Below are 17,282 nucleotides of genomic sequence, written 5' to 3' on the forward strand. Positions count from 1 at the left end.
CAACGGAGGTTGCGATGATCGACCATTTGGGTTTCTCCGTCTCCGACTATGAGCGCGCGAAAGCGTTCTATGCCAAGGCGCTGGCGCCGCTCGGCTACAGCCTCATCATGGAGGTCACGGCGGAGCAGACCGGCCACGATCCGGCCGCCGGCTTCGGTGCCGACGGCAAGCCGGATTTCTGGATTGGCGGCGAAGGCGCCATGAACAAGCCGGTGCATGTCGCGATCGCGGCAAAGGACCGCGCCACGGTCGACGCCTTCTACAAGGCGGCAATCGCGGCCGGTGGTCGCGACAACGGACCGCCCGGCATCCGTCCGCACTATCATCCGAACTATTACGGCGCCTTCGTGCGGGACCCCGACGGCCATAACATCGAAGCCGTCTGTCACGCGCCCGAATAGGCGCGCCCCGCGACGACGCGGCAAGGAACATCGGCGCGGCATCGCCGTTGTTGTCCTCTGGACAACCGAACTCGATGATGCCGATGCCGATCGAACCGCCCGAGATTCCACCGGCAACACCGGGGACTCCCACCGAGCCGCCGCCTGGAATTCCGCCGGGCAATCCTCAGCCCGAAATCACGCCGCCGGTGCACGAGCCCGGCGAATCACCGCGGCCCGACGAATTGCCGGGCCGCATGCCTGAAGAGATTCCAACGCGCGGGCCGAACGGGCCGCTCACTCCCGGTCCTGCGACGGACGCAACTCCGCGGCGGGATCACATATGAGGCGAACCATCGCATGTGAGGCGATTGCAACCCACGCCTGAATGCGCAATGAACGTCGGCATAATGAGGTGATTTGCGTGCAGAAATAAATCGGGCCGCGCCCGCTTTGCTCGCCACAATGCGGCCTAACGCGTAGCTGTTCATCCCACCACTTCGTCAAAGAACCTTCCGGGGAAGTTCACCACTATGACCAATCTTCGTTTCGTGCTGCTTGCCACCACGGCTCTGACCGCGATGCAATTGGCAAACACCGCATCGCATGCGCAAGGCGCTTCGCCGCTCGTGGTCGCGCAGGCCCAGCCTCAAGAGACGGGCCCTGACGGAAAACCGAAGCAGCCGCCGAAGGGACCGCCAGGGGCTGCGCCGCCTGCTGCGCCCGCGCGCCCGGCCGCTCCGCCGCCCGCCGCTGCGCCGCCGCACCCGCCCGCTGCGCCTCCGCCGGCCGCCGCGCCGCCGCGCCCCGCGGCGCCGCCTCCGCCTCCGCCTCCGCCTGCGGCACGTCCGGCTCCGCCGCCCCCGCCACCGCCGCCTGCCGCTCCGAAGCAGCCTTCGCCGCCTCCGGCCGCGGCCCCGCAGCAGCACGCCCCGACACCGCCGCCTCCGGCTCCGCCCGCAGCACGTCCGGCGCCCACGCCACCCGCGCCGCCGCCCGCCGCAGCTCCACAGCACGCGCCGCCGCCTCCGCCTCCTCCCGCGGCACGTCCGACTCCGACACCTCCGCCGCCGCCTCCTGCAGGCCCCGCGGCGCGGCCCACGCCTGCGCCCACAGCAACGCCAACGCCCGTGGCTCCTCCGCCCGCAGCGCCGACGGCCCGCCCCGGCTCGCCTGCGCCGGCAGCCACTCCCGCTCCGACGCCGACACCCGCACCGACAGCAACACCTGCGCCGACCGCGACGCCGGCTCCGGGCAGCACGCCTGGCGCTCCGCCGGCCGGACGCCCCGGTGCACCGCCGCCCGGCGTACGTCCCGGTTCGCCCCCGGCTGCAGGATCACCGCCAGCTCCAGGCGCTACGCCCGCTCCAACGACCACGCCGGCACCCGGCGGCACCGCGACGCCGCCATCCGGACGTCCGGGTCCTGCATCGACGCCCGCGCCCGGCGCGGCGACCCCGGCTCCGACGGCAACGCCGGCACCCGGCGGCGCTCTGACGCCGCCGCCCGGACGTCCCGGTGCGGGACCGACGCCAGGACCTCAGGGTGGAACGCCGCCCGCCGGCGCGCCTGCTGCCGGAACTCCGGCTGCGCCGCCCCAGGCCGGCGGCCTCCCGGCCCGGCCCGCGGCTCCTGCCGGTGCCGCAGCGCCGAGCACAGTCCCGGGCTCGGCGGCTGCAACGCCGCCGCCCAACAGGGCGCAATTCGCTCCGCCGACGGTTACGCCTGCCTTCCAGGCCGCGCCGACAGTCGTCGCACCGCTGCCACCTCCGCCGCGTCCGCCGCAGCGTGACCTGACGCCGCTCGCGATCGGTGCGGGCGTCGTGGCCGGCGCCGTGATCGGTGCGACCATCGCCGACCTGCACAACCAGCGACGCGAGTCCATCGAAGGCGGCCGCACCGTCTACACCGAGCCGGATCGCATCATCATCCGCGATCCCGGCGGGCAGGCCTACGTCCGCGGCAACGATCTCTATCGCTTCCGCTATGGCGCCCGCGACATCCGCACCGACACCGTCGGCGGCGATACTCGCACCGTCGTGATCCGTCCCGACGGCAGCGAGATCATCACCGTGGTCGCTCCCGACGGTCGGTTGCTGCGGCGAATTCGCAGGGACCCCGGCGGGCGCGAGCTCATCATCATCGACAACAGTTACCGCGATCCGCAGTCGGTCGGCGGCTTCTATGTCGACGCGCCGCCGCCGGTCGTGAACATTCCCTACGATCGCTACATCGTCGACGCGGAGGAGGCGTCGCCGGACGTGATCTACCAGACCATGGAGGCACCGCCGGTGCAGCGGATCAATCGGCGCTACACGCTCGACGAGATCCGCTACAGCCCGAATATTCGCATGCAGATGCCGAGCATCGACGTCAACACGATCACCTTCGAGACGGGTTCGTGGACGATCCCACCGGATCAGGCGGCGAAGCTGCAAGTGATCGCCGACGGCCTCAACCGTGCGATCCAGGCCAACCCGCGCGTGGTGTTCCTGATCGAGGGACATACCGACGCGGTCGGCAACGAGGTCGACAATCTGTCGCTGTCGGACCGCCGCGCGCAGTCCGCGGCCGAATTGCTGACCCAGCAGTTCGGTGTGCCTGCGGAGAACCTGACGTCGCAGGGCTATGGCGAGCAGTACCTGAAGGAGCAGACGCAGGGGCCGAGCGCGATCAACCGGCGCGTCACCGTCCGCAACATCACGCCGCTGCTCAACGGCGGTCAGGCCTCGCTGCCGCCGCCCCCGCCCGGCACCGCGCCGCCGCGGTAACGGCACACACAAACGCAAAATGGCCGGGAGAAATCCCGGCCATTTTTGTTTTCGTTGTTGCGCGCGACGTTGCGGCACATCGCGCAATCGTAGGGTGGGCAAAGGCGCGCGAGCGCCGTGCCCACCACTATCTCGGACGTGGAAGGATGGTGGGCACGCTTCGCTTTGCTCACCCTACGGCTACGAAAATCTCAGCCCTTGTCGTTCTCCAGCCGGAAGATCTGCGAGCCTTCGCTGCCTGAAAGCAGGCCGGTGTCCGTATAGAGCTTCAGCTTGGTGCGCGTGTCGGCGATGTCGAGGTTGCGCATGGTGAGCTGGCCGATGCGGTCGGCCGGCGTGAAGGCGGCATCCTCGACCTTCTCCATGCTGAGCCGCTCCGGCGCATAGGTGAGGTTGGGGCTCTCGGTGTTTAGGATCGAATAATCGTTGCCGCGGCGCAGCTCGAGCGTCACCTCGCCGGTGACGGCGCGCGCGACCCAGCGCTGCGCGGTCTCGCGCAGCATCAGGGCCTGCGAATCGAACCAGCGGCCCTGATAGAGCAGGCGGCCGAGACGCATGCCGCTGATGCGGTACTGCTCGATGGTGTCCTCGTTGTGGATGCCGGTGACGAGGCGCTCATAGGCGATGTGCAACAGCGCCATGCCGGGCGCCTCATAGATGCCGCGGCTCTTGGCCTCGATGATGCGGTTCTCGATCTGGTCGCTCATGCCGAGGCCGTGGCGGCCGCCGATCGCATTGGCTTCGAGGAACAGCGCGACGGGATCGGTGAAGGTCTGGCCGTTCAGCGCGGTGGGCTGGCCTTCTTCGAAACGCACGACGACCTTCTCGGCCTTGACGTTGCAGTCCTCGCGCCAGAACGGCACGCCCATGATCGGGTTGACGATCTTGATGCCGCTGTCGAGGCTCTCGAGATCCTTGGCTTCATGCGTGGCGCCGAGCAGGTTGCTGTCGGTCGAGTACGCCTTCTCGGCGCTCATCTTGTAGGCGAAGCCCTGGGCGGTCATGAACGCCGACATCTCGGCGCGGCCGCCGAGTTCGTCGATGAACTGCTGGTCGAGCCAGGGCTTGTAGATGCGCAGGCTCGGATTGGTGAGCAGGCCGTAGCGATAGAAGCGCTCGATGTCGTTGCCCTTGAAGGTCGAGCCGTCGCCCCAGATGTTGACGCCGTCCTCCTTCATCGCCGCGACCAGCATCGTGCCGGTGACGGCACGGCCGAGCGGCGTGGTGTTGAAATAGGTGATGCCGCCGGTCGAGATGTGGAAGGCGCCGGACTGGATCGCGGCGATGCCTTCGTGGACGAGCTGCGTGCGGCAATCGACCAGCACGGCCTTCTCGGCACCGAATTCCTGCGCCTTGCGCGGGATCTCGTTGTAGTCGGCTTCATCGGGCTGGCCGAGATTGGCGGTATAGGCGTAGCAGCGCGCGCCCTTCTGCTTCATCCAGAGCAGCGCCGCGCTGGTGTCGAGGCCGCCCGAAAACGCGATGCCGACTTTCTCGCCCTTGGGCAGGCTTTTCAGGATCGTGGTCATGGGGCTTCCAATCGGGTCTTAGGGGGCTGATGGCGGTTGCGGATTGACCGGGCGAATATCAAATTTCGCAGGGCTCGGCACGCATTTAATGGCTCAAACCGAGGGTTCGGCGCCCGTCTTGCGGCCGAACAGGCGCTGGCGGAGCCGGTAGGCGGGCATGTTCAGCCGGGTCAGGGCGGCGTCGACCGCCTGGTCCGAAAACCGCGTCCGCGGCCAGCGGTAAATCATCGCGTAGGCGAACCAGATCACGACGAAGGTGACGAGGGCGGCGATCGACACGTCGGTGAAGAAGTGCCCGCCGAAGGCCATGCGCAGCCCGCTGGTCACAAGGCCGAAGACGACCGCGCCGGCATAGGCGAGCGGGCGCCACGCCGGCGGCGCCAGCGCTGCCGGGGCCAGCGTCCAGAACGCGGTCGCGCCCTCACCCGAGAAGAACGAGCAGTTGCGCACGCAGCCACCGCGCGGATCCCACCACGGCACGAACTGCTGGTCGCCGGCAAACTGCGTCACCACCACCGGGCGCGGACGGCCCCAATAGGTCTTGAAGGTGAGGTTGGTAAGGATTCCGGCCGACAGGATGATCGTCACCAGCAGGAACACGATCGCGCGCCCCGACACCATCAGCGGCCGATCGGGCCGGATCATCTTGACCACAAGCGCCACCAGCGAGGGCAGCACGAACGCCCAGGCGATCCACATCGCCGCGTCACGCGCGACGCCGGCCCAGCCGCTCGATTTGAGCGGAAACGTCTTCGTCTCGGGATCGAAGAACAGCGCGGCGAGCTTGAGATCGAGTTCGGGATAGAGGCCGAAAACGACACCGATCACGAGCCACAGCGCCAGGGCGATGAAAAGTCCAGTCCGGTTCATGCCGCGCGGTTTAGCGGAGTGGGGCGGGGATGAAAACCCTTTCACCGTCATTCCGGGGCGGCTCGCAGAGCCGAACCCGGAATCTCGAGATTCCCCGGTGCGCAATTGCGCACCTGAGGTCTGGTCCTTCGGACCATCCCGGAATGACAGCGCCAGTCACCGCGCATCGGGCCTCGACTGCGACGGCAGCGGCGGAGGCGGCTTGCGCGGGGGTGGCGGATTGCGCCAGGCGCCGGCGTTGCGGCCGGCGATCAGCCAGTAGACCACGCCGGCCACGATGCCGGCGCCGGTCATGATCTCGAGGTGACGCCGCACGACGCCTTCGAACTGCAACGTGTCGGAGTGAAAGGGAACGAGGCCGAGGTAGCAGGCGAGCCCCACAACGCCGCCGCCGACGGCGTAGGCCAGTGCGCTGCGGATGTAGAGCGCTTCAGTGATCGCGACGATCACCGCCGCCGGCACCAGCGCAAAGCCGGAGACGAAGATGAAACCGAATCCGAGCAGGATGTCGATCGCGCCTTCATCGACGGGGCCTGCGCCGAGATCGGCGAATTCCGGAAACAGCAGCGCGACGACGACGATCATGCCGCCGACGAAGCAGGCGGCGAGAAAGCCCATGAAGATGACGACGAGGCGGCCGATCAGGGACATCTGATGGCCCTGTTGAGTGTCATCGTCATTCCGGAGCGGTGCGCAGCACCGAATCCGGAATCTCGAGATTCCGGGTTCGCGCTACGCGCGCCCCGGAATGACGGCTCATAAACGCAGATGGTCGGATCAAGCCCAGGCATGACGAGAGTGCACGAGGCACGCATCCTCAATCCGTCATCGCCATGGCGCGCAGCGTCTGGCGTTCGCGGGCCGAGAGCTTTTCGGTTTCCGACTTGAGCTGGCCGCAGGCGGCGAGGATGTCGCGGCCGCGCGGGGTGCGCACCGGCGAGGAATACCCGGCGTTGAAGATGTATTCGGAGAATTTCTCGATCTGGTCCCAGTCCGAGCATTCATAGGCGGTGCCGGGCCAGGGATTGAACGGGATCAGGTTGATCTTGGCGTGAATGCCCTTGAGCAGCTTCACCAGCAGCTTCGCATCGTCGAGCGAATCGTTGACGCCCTTGAGCATCACATATTCGAAGGTGATGCGGCGGGCGTTCGAGGCGCCGGGATAGTCGCGGCAGGCCTGCAGCAGCTCCTTGATCGGATATTTGCGGTTGAGCGGCACCAGCTCGTTGCGCAATTCGTCGCGCACCGCGTGCAGCGAGATCGCGAGCATCACGCCGATCTCCTCGCCCGCGCGCACGATGTTCGGCACCACGCCCGAAGTCGACAGCGTGATGCGGCGGCGGGAGATGCCGATGCCTTCGTTGTCGCCGACGATGAGCAGCGCATCGCGCACCGCGTCGAAATTGTAGAGCGGCTCGCCCATGCCCATCATCACGATGTTGGTGACGCGGCGCGTGCCGTCCTCGCGATCGGCCCAATCGTTGAGGCGATCGCGTGCGACCATCACCTGCCCCACGATCTCGCCGGCGGTGAGGTTGCGCACCAGGCGCTGCGTGCCGGTGTGGCAGAACGAGCAATTCAGGGTGCAGCCGACCTGCGAGGAGACGCAGAGCGTGCCGCGATCGGTCTCGGGGATGTAGACGCACTCGACTTCATGCGCCTTCTCGACATTGTCGCCGCTCGGCAGCCGCAGCAGCCATTTGCGGGTGCCGTCATTGGAGATCTGCTCGGCCACGACTTCGGGCCGGTCGACGGTGAAATGCTGCGCGAGCTCGGCGCGAATGCCCTTCGAGATCGACGTCATCTCGTCGAAATTCTGGGCGCCGCGGAAATACATCCAGTGCCACAGCTGCTGCACGCGCATCTTGCGCTGCGCAGGCGCGACGCCGATCTCGCCGAGGCGATCGGCAAGCTCGTTGCGCGACAGGCCGATGAGCGACGGCTTGGCCGGCGGCACATAGGTTTCGAGCGGAGTCTTCTCCACCAATATTGCGTTGTGCGGCTCGGTCGTCGGTTGCATGGAATGGACCTAATGGCTTGGTCGTTCCGGGATGGTCCGAAGGACCAGACCCGGAACCTCGAGATTCCGGGTTCGCGCTTCGCGCGCCCCGGAATGACGGAAAAACTTGGAACCGCCCCTATATAGCAACCGGAACGGCCGATTGCGACCGTGATACCGCTTGCAGCCTTAACGCCTCCAATCTTACGGCAGCCTTACCGTCGGCAGTCCTGGGCGATCTTGTCGAGCGCCTGGGCGAGGCCCTTCAGCGAAAACGTGTCGGTCGTCTCCGTCCCCTTGGCCGAGATGCCTTTGACCACGAGATCGGCGGATTTGCGCATGGCTTCGACCATCCGCTCCTCCTCGGCCGCGTTCTTGATCCAGAGGCCGTCGCCCTGCGTGTACATGGCGAAAGCGGCGCCGCCGACCTCGACCGAGGATTCCGATCCCGGCTTCAGCGCGTAGCCGATCATGACGGAGACTTCGTTGTTCACCTTCTCGGCCGGTCGGGTCGAGACGAAGGCATAGGCAGGATCACGCGGCCGATTCGGCGGATTGGTCTTCGACGACGACGGCTTGGCCAGCGCAAAGCAGACCTTCTTGCCGTTGGGCGTGGCCGAATAGGCGCCCCAGGTGCCGAACTGGCCGATCAGGGTGGGCTCCGCGCCGCCCGCAACCGCCGCAGCCGGGCCCGCCGGCTTGCTCTCGGGCTTCGCTGCCGTCTTTGCTGTCGTATTGGCCGCCGGCGCAGCCGCTTTCGGTGCGGCCTCTTTGGGTGCGGACTTGGGCGCCGGTTGCGCCGTCTGAGCCCGCGCGGAATCAGTGATTCCCCACGCCGTCACGCCGGCCGTCAAAGCCAAAAATAGCACCCGCCACATGCTGGAGTGGTTCCCTCAATATTGTGACTGGAAGATGGCCCGGCCGCGCTTTGTCCCCGCGGCAGGGATAACCGGGAAAGTTCAATTTGGGAAGGCAGTTAGCGGGTTGGCAATAGCTAGCCCCGGGATCGCGCGGCACGCTGGTCGGCCCATTGCGCGTCGGTCCAGCCGAGCAGGTCTTCGGCGCCGGAACTGCGCAAATGCGCGCCGCCGTCAATCACCACCATCTCGCCGTTGATGTAGCCGGCGCGATCGGAGACCAGGAAGCTGGCGAGATCGGCAAGCTCGCTGTGGTCCCCGGTACGGCCAAGCGGGTTGCGCGCGGTCCAGCCGTCGTCGCGGCCTTCGGGGCGGAGCTGCCCCGATGCGCCGGCGGTCGGGAACGGACCCGGCGCGATCGCGACGGTACGGATGCCCTTCGGACCCCACTCCACTGCAAGGCTTTTGGTCATCGCCAGCAGCGCCGACTTCGCCATCGCCGACGGCACGGTGAAGGCGCGGCCGGTGATGGTCGAGGTCGAGAGGATCGAGAGCACGACGCCGCCATGCCTGCCGTCGATCCAGCGTTTGCCGGCGGCGAGCGTGCAATACATCGCGCCATGCAGCGTCGGCGCCAGGATCGCATCCGCGGCGCGGAAGGACAGACGCTCGCTCTGGGCAATGAAGGTCGCCGCGGCATTGTTGACGAGAATGTCGAGCGGCGCCTCGCGCCAGATCGCGTCCATCATGCTCTCGACGGCGGCGCCGTCGCGGATATCGCAGGCGATCGTGGTGACCTTGCCGCCGCTCTGCGCGCGCATCTCGGCTGCAGTCGTTTCAAGCCGGTCGAACTTGCGGCCGCAGATCACGAGCTCGGCGCCGAGCGCGAGGAAACGTCGCCCCATCGCGGCGCCGAGGCCCGAGCCGCCACCGGTGACGAGAATGCGCTTGCCTCTGAGCAGACCCGTTTCAAACATCGTTTGAATCCTTCATTTCCTTCTTGTTCCGTCATTGCGAGCGCAGCGAAGCAATCCAGACAATTTCCGCAGGACGGATTCTGGATTGCTTCGCTGCGCTCGCAATGACGCAAGGATAGGCCTGCGCGCTCCCTTAGACAAAGAATCCGGATTGTAGGGCCGCGCTAAATCCGGCAGAAACGGGCCAACTATAATTCCACCTCGAAACGCCCAAGACTTCGCTTCTCAAGAAGGTGTCGCCATGAAAGCCATTCTCTGCACGCAATATTGCCAGCCCGACGATCTCGTGCTCGCCGAGGTGCCGGATGCGGTGGCAGGTCCCGGCGAGGCCGTGATCGCGATCAAGGCGGCGGCGCTGAACTTCTTCGACATCCTGATGATCCAGGGCAAGTACCAGATCAAGCCGCCGTTCCCGTTCTCGCCGGCCGCCGAAGTCGCGGGCGTGATCGAGAGCATCGGCCCCGGCGTGACCGACCTGAAGGTCGGCGATCGCGTGGTCGCCTCCTGCGGCCACAACGGCGCGCGCGAGAAGATCGCGCTGCCGGCGGCGTCGATCGTGAAGATCCCTGACAATCTCGACTATGACCGCGCGGCCGGCATCATCATCATCTACGGCACCGCGCTGCATGCGCTGGAAGATCGCGCCAGCCCCAAGCCCGGCGAGACGCTTGCCGTGCTCGGCGCGGCCGGCGGCACGGGCCTCGCCGCCTGCGAGCTCGGCAAGCTGATGGGCCTGAAGGTGATCGCCTGCGCCTCGTCGGACGAGAAGCTCGAATTCGCGAAAGCCCATGGTGCCGAGCTCACGCTGAACTACGGCAAGGAAGATTTGAAGGAAGGCCTGCGCAAGCTCACCGGCGGCAAGGGCGTCGACATCATCTTCGATCCGGTTGGCGGCGCCTATGCCGAGCAGGCACTGCGCTCGATCGCCTGGGAAGGCCGCTTCCTCGTGATCGGCTTTGCCGCCGGCGACATTCCGAAGATGCCGCTGAACCTCGCGCTGCTGAAAGGCTGCGACATCCGCGGCGTGTTCTGGGGCGCCTGGACCCGGCTCAATCCCGCCAAGAACCGCGCCAATCTCGAGAAGCTCGTGAAGTGGACCGCGGAAGGCAAGATCTCATCGCACGTCGATCGCACCTTCCCGCTGGCACAGACCGCGGACGCGCTGAAGGTGCTCGCGGGACGCCAGGCCATGGGCAAGGTGATCTTGCATCCGTGACGGTGCAGGCGACGGCGCGACGCCGTCGCTACGCACACACCTGTCATCGCATGTGAATTTCACGAGGATTGTCCGCGGGCTTGCTCCGCCTCTCCCGCTTGCGGGAAAGGCCGACGCGCCCCGGGCGATGCGAAGCATCGTCCCGAGCGCGGCGGGTGAGGGCTCTCGCCACGCAGGGACGTTCTCCGCAATCCCTGGCAATCCCGACGCGGAGACACCCCACCCCAGCCCTCCCCCGCAAGCGGGAGAGGGAGCCCAGCGCCGATGCCGCCGCACGGTAGCGCCTTCTCAACCACCATCGCCAAAATTGCGGTGCACTCCGCCGCGCCGCCCGAATCAAACCTAAATTTTTCCCGATTCGCCCCAACCGTTGTCGCTTTTTGGGCTGATTCAAATTGCGATTTACCGGTTCCAGTCTGCAGGGCGCTCCTGGACAAAAACAAGAAAACTAAAACCGGCACTGCCCCGCGTTGTGTCAGTATTGGGGGAAGCATCACCATGGAGACGACGGCATTCCGTCCGTCCTGGGGGTCGAGAGCGCTCGACTCCGAACAAGCGGCATCACATACGTCCACCGCATCCTACATTCGTGCGCGCGCTGAACGGACCGATCCTTCATCGCACGATCCTATGCCACTGTTCTTGTCCGATCCGCTCAGCGCGCCGGATCCACGGGAATTCGCGCCATTGGCCGTGCGCACCAGGACCAGAATCGTCCGGCGCATTCTCGCTGCCGTCCTGGCCGCGTCGGTCATCGCGGTCCCAATTGCGCTGTTTTGGTCCGACATCAACCGGCTGCTCACCGTCAACGGCGCGTCGTGGATCGGCGCGGCCGCGAACGAGGCCGCGGCTCCCGCCAATCCGCCCGCCGCACGGCAGGGTCCGGTCAAGGATGCCGCGCGTGTGACCAACACGATGCTGGCGAGCGGAGACGCACAGGATATTGCCGCACCGGCGACGCCGAGCCGCGAGGCGATCGCAACCGCCTATCAGAGCGCGCTACAGGCTCAGGCACCCGCGCCCGTACCGACACAAGTCGCCGCACAGCCCGCGCCACCGCCGCCAGCCAAGAGCCTCGACGCCGACACGTTGGCCGGTTTGATGGCGCGCGCCAAGAGCCTGATGACCATCGGCGACATCGCCGCGGCGCGTCTGCTGCTCGAGCGCGCGGCGAATGCGCAGGATGCGACGGCGGCTTTCCTGCTGGCGCAGACCTACGATCCAGCCGTCCTGGGCACCAAGGACACGCGGAGCATCACCGCCGACGCCGGCGCCGCACGCGACTGGTACCAGCGGGCCGCCAGCCTCGGATCGGCGGAGGCGCGACGGCGGCTCACCCAGCTCTCGAACTAGAACTCTTCAGGGGACATCATGCGTAACGTTTTGGGAATGGCGCTTGCCGCCATCATGACCATCTGTGCCTTCGCAGCGCGCGCCGATCAGACCGAATACGATCCGGCCAAGGTCTCGGACAGTCTGAAGGCCATCTTCCAGTTCGGCTCGACGTCGACCAAGCAGGCGCTCAACGCCAACACCGTCACGCTGATAACAGGCACGATCGGCGGCACCTATGTGCAGTTCGGCGCCGACCTCGCCTCCGTGCTCGACGACGGCAACAAGATCCGCGTGCTGCCGATCGTCGGCCGCGGCTCGGTGCAGAGCGTCGCCGACATCCTGTTCCTGCAAGGCGTCGATCTCGGCGTCGTGCGGGCCGACACGCTCGACTATCTCGAGCGCAAGGGCTTTGCCAAGGACATCAAGAAGCAGTTCACGTATGTCACCAAGCTCTACAATGAAGAGATGCAGGTGATCGCGCCGCGGTCGATCGCAACGCTGAAGGACCTCGAGGGCAAGAAGGTCAGCGTCGACCTGCCCAATGGCGGCACCTTCGTCACCGCGCTCACCGTGTTCGAACGGCTCGGGATCAAGGCGAACTTCGTCTATGTCGAGCAGCGCATCGCGATGGAAAAGCTGAAGGCCGGCGAGATCGACGCCGTGATCGTGGTCGGCGGCAAGCCTTACAAATCGGTCTCGACCTTCGGCAATGACGGCCGCTTCCATCTCGCGAAGGTCGACTATGCAAAGCCGCTCCAGAGCGACTATCTGCCGGCGACGCTGACCGCGAAGGACTATCCGAACCTGATCAAGGAGGGCGAGAGCGTGGACACGATCGCCGTGCCTGCGGTGCTCGCGGCCTACAACTGGGCGCCCAACACCGAGCGTTATCGCAAGCTCGCACTGTTCGTGGACGCGTTCTTCACGAAATTCCCCTCGCTCCAGAACCCACCCTTCCACCCCAAGTGGAAGGAGGTCTCGCTCGCCGCACCCCTGTCAGGCTGGAGCAGGCTGCCGGTGGCGCAGCAATGGCTCGACAAGCACGGCGTCGAGCCGGTGACGCGCCAGCGCTTCGAGGCGTTCCTGAAGCAGAGCCCCGCGGCCGCACAGGTGTCCGACGCGGACAAGGAGACCTTGTTCAAGCAATTCCAGGCGTGGGATGCGGAGAAGGCGCGGGCGCAGGCGGAGAAGAAGTAGCTCTCTCGGCGTCGTCCTGGCGAAAGCCAGGACGACACGGAGGATGTGGCGACGAGGCGTTGCCAGCAACTACTCTCCCGCCTCGTCCACGCCCCGCTTCAGCGCGGCGCGGGCGGCTTCGCGGTGCTCCGTCGTGATGTGGCTGGCGACCATGCGGATGGCGGTGGCGAGCACGGCGGCATCGTCGGTGAAGCCGAGGATCGGCATCACGTCGGGGACGAAATCGAACGGCAGGATGAAATAGGCGATCGCCCCCAGCAGCGACGCCTGGACATGGCGCGGCGTCTGCCGGTCGAACGCGCAGTAGTAGGCGGCGAGCAGGTCTTCGGCGAACGGCAGATGCGCGGCGACGCCCTTCAGCTTGCGCCAGAAGCTGCGGCGAACGCTTTCACGATCTTCCGCGAGCCGATCGGCCGGCTCGAAGCCGACGCTGTGTTCGGCAGCCATGGTCCAAACTCCCCGTTCAGCCCGGAGCGGCGGATCGCCGCATCCCCTGCTGATCACAATCACAAGATGGGGATGCAGCCGGTCGCTGCAAGACGTCAGCCCGGTGTAAGCTTGGCGATGGCGTTCATCGCCCTGGCGAGCTCGATGTCGAGCGCCGTGACGCCGCCGGCGTCATGGGTCGACAGCACCACCTCCACGGTCTTGTAGACATTGCGCCATTCGGGGTGATGATCCATCTTCTCGGCAACCAGCGCTGCACGGGTCATGAAGCCGAAGGCTTCGTTGAAATCCTTGAAGACAAAGGTTTTCCCGATGGCGTCGCGGCCCGAAACCTCGGTCCAATCAGGGATTCCGCCCAGCGCCTGCTTGCGCGCCTCCGTCGTCAGCCGTTCTGCCATGATCGTCTCCGTGCTTCAGGGGAACTTTACCCTAACACCGTGCTTACGCCCGGGTTCACGCGGGATTTGCCCCATCCGCTAACCATGACGGAGATGTAACCCCGCCGGACAAGAAATTTGCTACAATTGCGGGCGTAAATCGCCGGCGAAGATGAAACTGAGCCTCAAGCGCCTGTTCGGGAGATCGATGACCGGGGGATTGGACCTGGCCGAAACGCCCTCTCCGCCTTCGCCGCGATCAGCGGCGCGGAAGACGGCGCTCGTGTCTCTGGCGCTGGTGCTCGCAATCGTCGGCGCGCTTGCCGGCGGCTATTATTTCGCGATGCGGCCGGTGGCGCTGAAGATCGCGGTCGGTCCCCCCAATAGCGACGACATCAAGGTCGTGCAGGCGCTGACGCAGGCCTTCTCGCAAAACAAGAGCTATGTGCGGCTACGTCCGATCCAGACCGACGGCGCCACGGCCAGCGCCGAAGCGCTTGCGGAGGGCAAGGTCGATCTTGCCATCGTGCGCGGCGATGTCGACGTGCCGAAGAACGCGCAAGCGGTCGCGACCCTGCGCAAGAACGTCGTGGTGCTGTGGTCCGTCCCCGGCAAGGGCAAGAAGAAGGGCGCCAAGATCACCAAGATCGCGCAGCTCGTCGGCCATCGCGTCGGCGTGGTCGGCCGCACGCAGGCCAACGTCAACCTGCTCAAGGTGATCCTCCAGCAATACGGCGTCGATCCCGCCAAGGTCGAGATCATACAGTTCCCGGCCAATGAGGCCGCCGAGGCAATCAAGGCCCAGAAGGCCGATGCCTATCTCGCGGCCGGCCCCGTCAACAGCAAGATCACGTCGGATGCGATCGCCGCCTCAGCCAAGGATTTCGGTACGCCGACCTTCCTCGCGATCGATTCGGCGGATGCGATCGCGCAGAATCATCCGGTCTATGAAGCGGCGGAGATTCCCGCCGGCACCTATGGCGGCTCGCCTGACCGACCGGAGGACGAAGTCAAGACCATCAGCTTCGCGCACCACATCGTGGCGCGCAAAGGCGTGTCCGAAACCACCATCGCGGCGTTCACGCGTCAGCTCTTCGCCGTGCGCCAGCAACTGGTGACGGAATTCCCGCTCGCCGCCAAGATCGAAACGCCCGACACCGACAAGGATGCCGTGATCCCCGTGCATCCCGGTGCCGCGGCCTTCGTCGACGGCGAGGAAAAGACCTTCCTCGACAGATACAGCGATTACATCTGGTGGACCCTGATGGCGCTCTCCGCCATGGGTTCGATCGGCGCGTGGTTTGCGGGCTATCTGAAGAAGGACGAGCGCGACAACAACAGCCATCTGCGCGATCGCCTCCTCGACATGATCGCGGCGGCGCGCAAGAGCGAGACCATGGACGAGCTCGACCAGATGCAGACCGAGGCCGACGAGATCCTGCGTGACACGCTGCACTGCTACGACCACGGGGCGATCGAGGAAGGTGCGCTCACCGCGTTCAACATCGTGCTCGACCAGTTCCACGCCGCGATTGCCGACCGCAAGGCCGTGCTGTTCAGCATGCCGCAAAACCCACCGCGCGCCGGCGCGCAATTCCGGGCCGCCGGCAACGCGTAAACGGTTGCGCGCGTAATCGCTGCGTCACATTGTCTCAATATAGACTTTACCGTCATTCCGGAGCGCGCGAAGCGCGAATCCGGAATCTCGAGATTCCGGGTCCGGTCCTTCGGACCGTCCCGGAATGACAGCGCCAGATGCGCCTAAGACAACCAGCGAATCCACCATGAACATCAAATTCTCCCGCCGCCATTTCCTCGCCACCAGCACCGGTGCGCTTGGCGCAATCGCAATGCCCTATCTGTCGCGCGCGGCCGACCGGCCGGCGGTCACCCATGGCGTGCAGTCGGGCGACGTCACCGTCGACGGCGGCGTGGTCTGGGCGCGCGCCGATCGTCCATCGCAGATGCTGGTCGAGGTGGCGACGACGGAGTCCTTCAAGGACGCGCGCGCGCTGCCACCGATCGCGGCGCTGCCCGAAAGCGATTTCACCGCGAAGATGCTGATCGAAAATCTGCCGGGCGGGCAGGACATCTTCTATCGCGTCCGCTTCCGCGATCTCTCGCACGGCGCGATCGAGGGCGAGCCGGTGGTCGGCCGCTTCCGCACCGCGCCGGCCGACCGCCGCGACGTCAGCTTCGTCTGGGGCGGCGACGTCGCAGGTCAAGGCTGGGGCATCAATCCCGATGACGGCGGCATGTTCACCTTCTCGGCGATGCGCAAGCATCGTCCGGATTTCTTCCTGCACTCGGGCGACACGATCTATGCCGACGGCCCGATCGAATCCGAGGTGAAGCTCGCCGACGGCAAGACCTGGAAGAACGTCACCATTCCCGAGAAGGCCAAGGTCGCCGAGACGCTGGACGAGTACCGCGCCGCGCACAAATACAATCTCACCGACGCGAACCTCCGCGCCGTCAATGCCGAAGTGCCAATCTTCGTGCAATGGGATGACCACGAGGTGACCAACAACTGGTCGCTGTCAAAGGAGCTCCCGGCGACCTACAAGGTGCGCGACATCGCGCTGCTCGCAGCGCGCGCGGGCCGCGCCTTCCACGAGATGTATCCGATGCGCGAGAGCATCAATGAGCCGGGCCGCGTCTATCGGCAGATCTCCTACGGCCCGCATCTCGACGTGTTCGTGCTCGACGAGCGCAGCTATCGCGGCCCCAACGGCGCCAATCTCGAAACCGCTTACGGCCCCGCCAGCTATTTCCTCGGCCCGGACCAGATCGCCTGGCTCAAGCGCGGCCTGCTCAACTCGCGCGCGACCTGGAAGGTGATCGCCTCCGACATGCCGCTCAGCCTCGTCGTCTCGGACACGCCGAAGGGCGGATCGGAAGCGATCGCTCAGGGCGACGGCCCGGTGCGTGGCCGCGAGTTCGAGATCGCCGACATCCTGCGCTTCATCAAGACGGCGCCGATCAGCAACACGGTGTGGCTGACCGCGGACGTGCATTACGCCGCCGCGCATTACTACGACCCGAACAAGGCGCAATTCCAGGATTTCGAGCCGTTCTGGGAATTCGTCTCCGGCCCGCTGCACGCAGGCACCTTCGGTCCGAACGCGCTCGACAACACGTTTGGGCCGGAGGTGCGCTTCGTCAAGGCGCCGGGCAAGGACAGCCAGAACCTGCCGCCGTCGGCCGGCATGCAGTTCTTCGGTCACGTCAAGATCGACGGCGCCTCCGGCCAGATGACGGTGACCCTGCGCGACCGCGCCGACGTCGCGCTGTGGTCGACGACGCTGGATCCGAAGCTCGCTTGAG

16 protein-coding genes are annotated in these 17,282 nt (G+C 66.1%); 8 read left to right on the plus strand and 8 right to left on the minus strand.

The window, feature by feature from the left end:
* Window positions 1-14 precede the first annotated feature (14 nt).
* From BJA_RS02620 to BJA_RS02630, 3 genes are all read left to right on the plus strand, one after another.
* The gene (locus BJA_RS02620) at window positions 15-401 is read left to right on the plus strand and encodes a VOC family protein (protein WP_011083350.1); all 387 of its coding nucleotides are present in this window, start codon (window positions 15-17) and stop codon (window positions 399-401) included.
* Window positions 402-484: 83 nt separating this feature from the next.
* Window positions 485-727 (plus strand): hypothetical protein, encoded by a 243-nt coding sequence (locus tag BJA_RS42765; protein ID WP_162494189.1) that lies wholly within the window; start codon window positions 485-487, stop codon window positions 725-727.
* A gap of 186 nt (window positions 728-913) precedes the next feature.
* On the plus strand, window positions 914-3,151 hold the full coding sequence (locus BJA_RS02630) for an OmpA family protein (RefSeq protein WP_011083352.1): 2,238 nt from the start codon (window positions 914-916) through the stop codon (window positions 3,149-3,151).
* 191 nt (window positions 3,152-3,342) lie between these two features.
* Here BJA_RS02630 and argG read toward each other — a convergent pair whose 3' ends face one another.
* The 6 genes from argG to BJA_RS02660 all read right to left on the minus strand — a co-directional run bounded on the left by argG (window position 3,343) and on the right by BJA_RS02660 (window position 9,383).
* Window positions 3,343-4,680, minus strand: coding sequence for an argininosuccinate synthase (argG, locus tag BJA_RS02635; RefSeq protein WP_011083353.1), 1,338 nt, complete (start codon window positions 4,678-4,680; stop codon window positions 3,343-3,345).
* Between the two features lie 93 nt (window positions 4,681-4,773).
* Window positions 4,774-5,550 carry a phosphatase PAP2 family protein gene (locus BJA_RS02640; protein WP_038965094.1) on the minus strand — a complete coding sequence of 259 codons (777 nt, stop codon included), beginning with the start codon at window positions 5,548-5,550 and terminating at the stop codon, window positions 4,774-4,776.
* Between the two features lie 156 nt (window positions 5,551-5,706).
* Window positions 5,707-6,201: a hypothetical protein gene (locus BJA_RS02645; protein WP_011083355.1), complete on the minus strand. Its 495-nt coding sequence runs from the start codon at window positions 6,199-6,201 to the stop codon at window positions 5,707-5,709.
* Window positions 6,202-6,367: 166 nt separating this feature from the next.
* Window positions 6,368-7,570, minus strand: coding sequence for a 23S rRNA (adenine(2503)-C(2))-methyltransferase RlmN (gene rlmN, locus BJA_RS02650; RefSeq protein ID WP_011083356.1), 1,203 nt, complete (start codon window positions 7,568-7,570; stop codon window positions 6,368-6,370).
* A 194-nt stretch (window positions 7,571-7,764) separates the two neighbouring features.
* Complete coding sequence (locus BJA_RS02655) at window positions 7,765-8,427, minus strand: invasion associated locus B family protein (protein WP_011083357.1); 663 nt, start codon at window positions 8,425-8,427, stop codon at window positions 7,765-7,767.
* A gap of 116 nt (window positions 8,428-8,543) precedes the next feature.
* Window positions 8,544-9,383, minus strand: a complete 840-nt coding sequence (locus BJA_RS02660; RefSeq protein WP_011083358.1) for an SDR family oxidoreductase — start codon at window positions 9,381-9,383, stop codon at window positions 8,544-8,546.
* A 241-nt stretch (window positions 9,384-9,624) separates the two neighbouring features.
* On the opposite strand from BJA_RS02660, the gene BJA_RS02665 reads away from it, so the two are divergent.
* From BJA_RS02665 to BJA_RS02675, 3 genes are all read left to right on the plus strand, one after another.
* A complete protein-coding gene (locus BJA_RS02665) occupies window positions 9,625-10,599 on the plus strand; it encodes an NADPH:quinone oxidoreductase family protein (protein ID WP_011083359.1) in 975 nt (324 codons plus the stop codon).
* Window positions 10,600-11,286: 687 nt separating this feature from the next.
* The gene (locus BJA_RS02670) at window positions 11,287-11,952 is read left to right on the plus strand and encodes a hypothetical protein (RefSeq protein ID WP_236842168.1); all 666 of its coding nucleotides are present in this window, start codon (window positions 11,287-11,289) and stop codon (window positions 11,950-11,952) included.
* A gap of 18 nt (window positions 11,953-11,970) precedes the next feature.
* Window positions 11,971-13,131 (plus strand): TAXI family TRAP transporter solute-binding subunit, encoded by a 1,161-nt coding sequence (locus BJA_RS02675; protein WP_011083361.1) that lies wholly within the window; start codon window positions 11,971-11,973, stop codon window positions 13,129-13,131.
* A 69-nt stretch (window positions 13,132-13,200) separates the two neighbouring features.
* Here BJA_RS02675 and BJA_RS02680 read toward each other — a convergent pair whose 3' ends face one another.
* Together BJA_RS02680 and BJA_RS02685 are read right to left on the minus strand one after the other, a co-directional pair.
* Complete coding sequence (locus BJA_RS02680) at window positions 13,201-13,578, minus strand: YkvA family protein (protein ID WP_038965096.1); 378 nt, start codon at window positions 13,576-13,578, stop codon at window positions 13,201-13,203.
* Between the two features lie 95 nt (window positions 13,579-13,673).
* Window positions 13,674-13,976 carry a 4a-hydroxytetrahydrobiopterin dehydratase gene (locus BJA_RS02685; protein WP_011083363.1) on the minus strand — a complete coding sequence of 101 codons (303 nt, stop codon included), beginning with the start codon at window positions 13,974-13,976 and terminating at the stop codon, window positions 13,674-13,676.
* A 151-nt stretch (window positions 13,977-14,127) separates the two neighbouring features.
* On the opposite strand from BJA_RS02685, the gene BJA_RS02690 reads away from it, so the two are divergent.
* The gene (locus BJA_RS02690) at window positions 14,128-15,573 is read left to right on the plus strand and encodes a TAXI family TRAP transporter solute-binding subunit (RefSeq protein WP_011083364.1); all 1,446 of its coding nucleotides are present in this window, start codon (window positions 14,128-14,130) and stop codon (window positions 15,571-15,573) included.
* 166 nt (window positions 15,574-15,739) lie between these two features.
* Window positions 15,740-17,281 carry an alkaline phosphatase D family protein gene (locus tag BJA_RS02695; protein ID WP_063921597.1) on the plus strand — a complete coding sequence of 514 codons (1,542 nt, stop codon included), beginning with the start codon at window positions 15,740-15,742 and terminating at the stop codon, window positions 17,279-17,281.
* Window position 17,282: the final 1 nt, after the last annotated feature.

Origin of the sequence: Bradyrhizobium diazoefficiens USDA 110 (genome assembly GCF_000011365.1) — a bacterium.
GTDB classification, from domain to species: domain Bacteria; phylum Pseudomonadota; class Alphaproteobacteria; order Rhizobiales; family Xanthobacteraceae; genus Bradyrhizobium; species Bradyrhizobium diazoefficiens.